We start from the raw sequence: 4,776 nt of genomic DNA, 5'->3' as shown, positions 1-4,776 counted from the left end.
GGGTGCCGGGCCCACCGGCACCCCGCTCGCCTCCCTCGTCAACGCCCCCGCGACCGCCCGCGACACCGGCGCCCTGCTCGCCTCCGTCCGCTCCTATCTGGGCGAGCGGCTCCCCGAGTTCCTGCTGCCCGCCGCGACCGTGGTCCTCGACGCCCTGCCGCTCACCCCCAACGGCAAGGTGGACCGCCGCCGGCTGCCCGAGCCGGACACCGGCTCCGCCGCGAACGGCCGGCCCCCGCGCGACCCCCTCGAGGTGCTGCTGTGCGGGCTGTTCTCCGACATCCTCGGCGTCTCCCGGGTCACCGTCGACGACAGCTTCTTCGCCCTCGGCGGCCACTCCCTGTCCGCCACCCGGCTCACCGCCCGGCTGCGCTCCGCGCTCGGCCTGGAGCTCGCCGTGCGCAGCGTCTTCGAGACGCCGACGGTCGCCGGGCTCGCCGACGCCGTCCGCAGGGCGGCGGAGGGCGAACGGCCCCCGCTGCTCCCGGCGGAGCGCCCCGGGCGCGTGCCGCTGTCCTTCGCCCAGCAGCGGCTGTGGTTCCTCCAGCGCCTCCAGGAATCAGGAGCCGCCTACAACGTGCCGCTGGTGCTGGCCCTGGACGGCGAGCCGGACCGGGCGGCGCTGGAGGCGGCGCTCGGCGACCTCGTCGCGCGGCACGAGAGCCTGCGCACCGTCCTGCCCGAGGAGGGCGGGGTGCCGTACCAGCTCGTCCTGGACCCGGCCGCCGCCCGGCCGCCGCTGACCGTCACCGAGGTCGCCGGGGCGGACCTGGACGCCGCCGTCGACGAGGCCGTCCGGCGGCCCTTCGACCTCGCCGGGGGCATCCCCGTCCGCGCCGGGCTGTTCACCACCGGGCCCGGCCGGCACGTCCTGGTGCTGGTGGTCCATCACATCGCCTGCGACGGCTGGTCGCTGGCCCCGCTCTGGCGCGACCTGGCCGCCGCGTACACCGCGCGCCGGGCGGGCCGGGCGCCGGACGCGGCGCCGCTCCCGGTCCAGTACGCCGACTACACGCTGTGGCAGCGCGAGCTGCTGGGCGACGCGCACGACCCGGGCAGCGCGGCCGCGCGCCAGCTCGCCCACTGGAAGGGCGCCCTCGACGGGCTGCCCGAGCACACCGGGCTCCCCCTGGACCGGCCCCGCCCGCAGGTGGCCGGCCATCGTGGCGACACCCTGCGCTTCACGCTGGACGCGGACCTCCACCGGCGGATCACCGAGCTGGCCCGCACCTGCGGCGCGAGCCCCTTCATGGTCGTGCACGCGGCGCTGGCCGCCCTGCTGACCAAGCTGGGCGCGGGCACCGACATCGCGATCGGCAGCCCGGTCGCGGGACGCACGGACCCCGCCCTGGACGGGCTCGTCGGCTTCTTCGTCAACACCCTGGTGCTGCGCGCCGACACCTCCGGCAACCCGTCCTTCCGGGATCTGCTGGCCCGTGTACGGGAGACCGACCTGGCCGCCTACGCCCACCAGGACCTGCCCTTCGAGCGGCTGGTCGACGCCCTCGCGCCCGCGCGCGGCCTCGCCCACCACCCGCTGTTCCAGGTCGTGCTGGCCCTCCAGAACGCCCCGCAGGGCGCGCCCGAACTGCCGGGCCTCGCGGTCACCGAGCTGCCCTGGCCGACCGGGGCCTGCCGCTTCGACCTGTCCGTCTCCCTCACCGAGCGGCACGGCCCGGACCGGCGGCCGCTGGGCGTCGACGGGGTGGCCGAGTACAGCACCGACCTGTTCGACCGGGAGAGCGTCGAGCGGATCGTCCAGCGGTTCGTCCGCCTGCTGGAGGCGGTCACCGCCGACCCCGGCCGCCGGCTGGGCGCCCTCGACGTCCTGCTGCCCGGGGAACGCGCCGAGCTGATGGAGCGCAGCGGCGATCCCCGCGAGGACGTGCCGCCCGGCACGCTGCCGGAGCTGTTCGAGGAGCAGGCCCGGCGGACGCCCGGGGCGACCGCCGTCCTCTTCGACGACGGCGAGGGCACCGTACGGACGCTGACGTACCGTGAACTCAACGCCCGCGCCAACCGGCTGGCCCGCCACCTCCTCGGTCACGGCGTCGGGCCGGAGCGGACCGTGGCCATCGCCCTGCCCCGCGACCCCGACGCGATCGTGGCCACCCTGGCCGTGCTCAAGGCGGGCGCCGCCTATCTACCGCTGGACCCCGGCTACCCGGAGGCCCGGCTGCGCCTGATGCTCGACGACACCGCGCCCTGCCTGCTGCTGACGGACCTCGCGACGTCCTTGGCGCTACCGGCCGCGCCGGACCTGCCCCGGATCGTCCTCGACCGGGAGGAGACCCGGCGCGCGGTCGGCGCCCACTGGGACGGCGACGTCACCGACGCCGACCGGCCGTGCCCCCTGGACAGCGCGAGCCCCGCCTACGTCATCCACACCTCCGGCTCGACCAGCCGCCCCAAGGGCGTCGTCGTCACCCACCGGGGATTCACCGGCGTCGTCCGGGCACAGGTGCGGCGGTTCGGGGTGACGGCGGAGAGCCGGGTGCTCCAGTTCGCCTCGCACAGCTTCGACGGCGTCGTGTGGGAGCTGTGCGGCGCGCTGCTGACGGGGGCGACGCTGGTGATGGCCCCGGCTTCGGTCACCGTCCCCGGCCCCGGCCTGACCGCGCTGGCCGGGCGGCACCGCGTCACCCATGCGACGCTGCCGCCCGCCGCGCTGTCGGTGCTGGAGCCCGCCGACCTGCCCTCGCTCACCTCGATGATCGTCTCGGGTGAGGCGGCGAGCGGGGAGACGGTCCGCCGCTGGTCCGCCGGGCGCCGCTTCCTCAACGGCTACGGGCCCACCGAGACCACGGTCTGCGCCACCCTCAGCGCCCCGCTGTCCGGCGGGGGCGCCCCGCCCATCGGCCGGCCCACGGTGGGCGCCCGTGCCTACGTCCTCGACCGCGACCTGTGCCTGGTGCCGCCCGGGGTCCCCGGCGAACTCCACATCTCGGGGGCCGGGCTGGCCCGGGGCTATCTGGGCCGGCCGGGGCTGACGGCCGAGCGGTTCGTGGCCGACCCGTTCGGGGAGCCGGGCGGGCGGATGTACCGCACGGGCGACCTGGCGCGCTGGAACCGGGACGGGGAGCTGGAGTTCATCGGCCGCGCCGACGGACAGATCAAGCTCCGCGGCTTCCGGGTCGAGCCCGGCGAGATCGAGGCCGCGCTCGGCACCCACCCGGAGGTGGCCCAGGCGGTCGTCGTCGCCCGCCGGGACGACCGGGCCGGCACCTACCTCACCGCGTACATCGTGCCCGCCGGTGACGCGCCGGGCCTGGACGGCGCCGCGCTGCGCGCCCACGCGGCCGCCCTGCTGCCGGGCCACATGGTGCCCTCGGCCGTCCTGGTGCTGGACACGCTGCCCGTCACGGCCACGGGCAAGGTCGACCGGGCGGCGCTCCCGGCACCGGACTTCGGCTCGCTCTCGACGGGCCGCGAGCCGGGCACTCCGCGCGAGCGGATCGTGTGCGAGCTGTTCGCCGAGGTCCTGGGCGTCCCCCGGGTCACCCTCGACGACAACTTCTTCGTCCTGGGCGGGCATTCGCTGCTCGCCACCCGGGTGATCAGCGGGCTCCGCCGGCGGCTGGGCGTCGAGCTGCCCGTCCGCGCGCTCTTCGAGCACCAGTCGGTCGCGGCCCTGCTGGCGGCCGTCGACGGCACGGCCGCACCGGGCCCGGCCGCGTCGGTGGACCTGGCCGCCGAGGCCGTCCTGGACGCGGAGTTCACCGTCGGCCGTCGGGCCGAGCGCGCGCCCGGCCCGGAGCGGGTGCTGCTCACCGGCGCGACCGGGTTCGTCGGCTCGTTCCTGCTGCGCGAGCTCCTCGACAGCACGGACGCCGAAGTCCACTGCCTGGTGCGGGCGGAGGACGCCGGGCACGCCGAGCGACGGATCCGGGCGGGCCTGGCACGCCACGGGCTGGGGGACGACGGTGTCGCCGCCCGGGTCGTCCCCGTCCCCGGCGACCTGGGGAAGCCGCTGCTCGGCCTGGCCCCCGCCCGGTTCGCGGAACTGGCCGGGCGGCTGGACGCGATCTACCACAACGGCGCCCGCGTCAGCGCGGTCGACCCCTACGACCGGCTGCGGGCGGCGAACGTGGGCGGGACGCGCGAGGTGCTGCGACTCGCCGCCGGAAGCGGCGTTCCGGTCCACTACATCTCCACTGCATCGGTCGCGGTGGGCACGGGAACGCTGCCGGACGTCATTACGGAGAGCCATCATGTCCCGGCGCCGGAGGTGGCGTCCGACGGCTACACCGCCGGCAAGTGGGTGGCCGAACAACTCGTCCGCGCCGCCGCCGAGCGCGGCCTGCCGGTGACCGTCCACCGCCTGGGCCGGATCGGCGGCCACTCCGCCAGCGGCGCCGGGCCGGAGGAGGACGTCCTGTGGCAGCTCGTCCGGGCCATGCTCGTCCTGGGCAGCGCGCCCCGGCTCACCGGGCCGGACGAGCCGGCGGCCGTGGTCGACCTCGTGCCCGCCGACCGCACGGCGGCCGCCGTGGTCCGCCTCGCGCGCCGGGAGGAGAGCCTCGGCCTCACCCACCACCTGGTCTGCCCCCGGCCGCTCCCTCTGGACACCCTGCTGGACCACCTCCGGGCGTACGGCTACCGGCTGGCGGTCGTCGACCGGGACGCCTGGGTGGAGGCGCTGCGCGAACGGGCCGGGGCGGACCCCGCCGCCGGGCTGGACGCCGCCGTGCTCCTGAGCGACGTCCTGCCCGCCCTCGTCCGGCTGGGCCGCGTCCGCCTGGACGACGCCAACGTCCGCGCGGGACTGGCGGACCC

The 4,776-nt window shown here is 77.0% G+C and carries 1 protein-coding gene; it reads left to right on the top strand.

Translation table 11 applies throughout. The features are described from left to right. The coding region (locus tag K6I33_RS31945) for a non-ribosomal peptide synthetase (RefSeq protein WP_229358042.1) at positions 1 to 4,776 on the top strand (4,776 nt) is incomplete at both ends.

Source organism: Streptomyces sp. UNOB3_S3, assembly GCF_020740895.1.
Taxonomy (GTDB): domain Bacteria; phylum Actinomycetota; class Actinomycetes; order Streptomycetales; family Streptomycetaceae; genus Streptomyces.
Note: the sequence above shows the minus strand (reverse complement) of the source record. Positions and strands in the feature narration are given on the sequence as shown.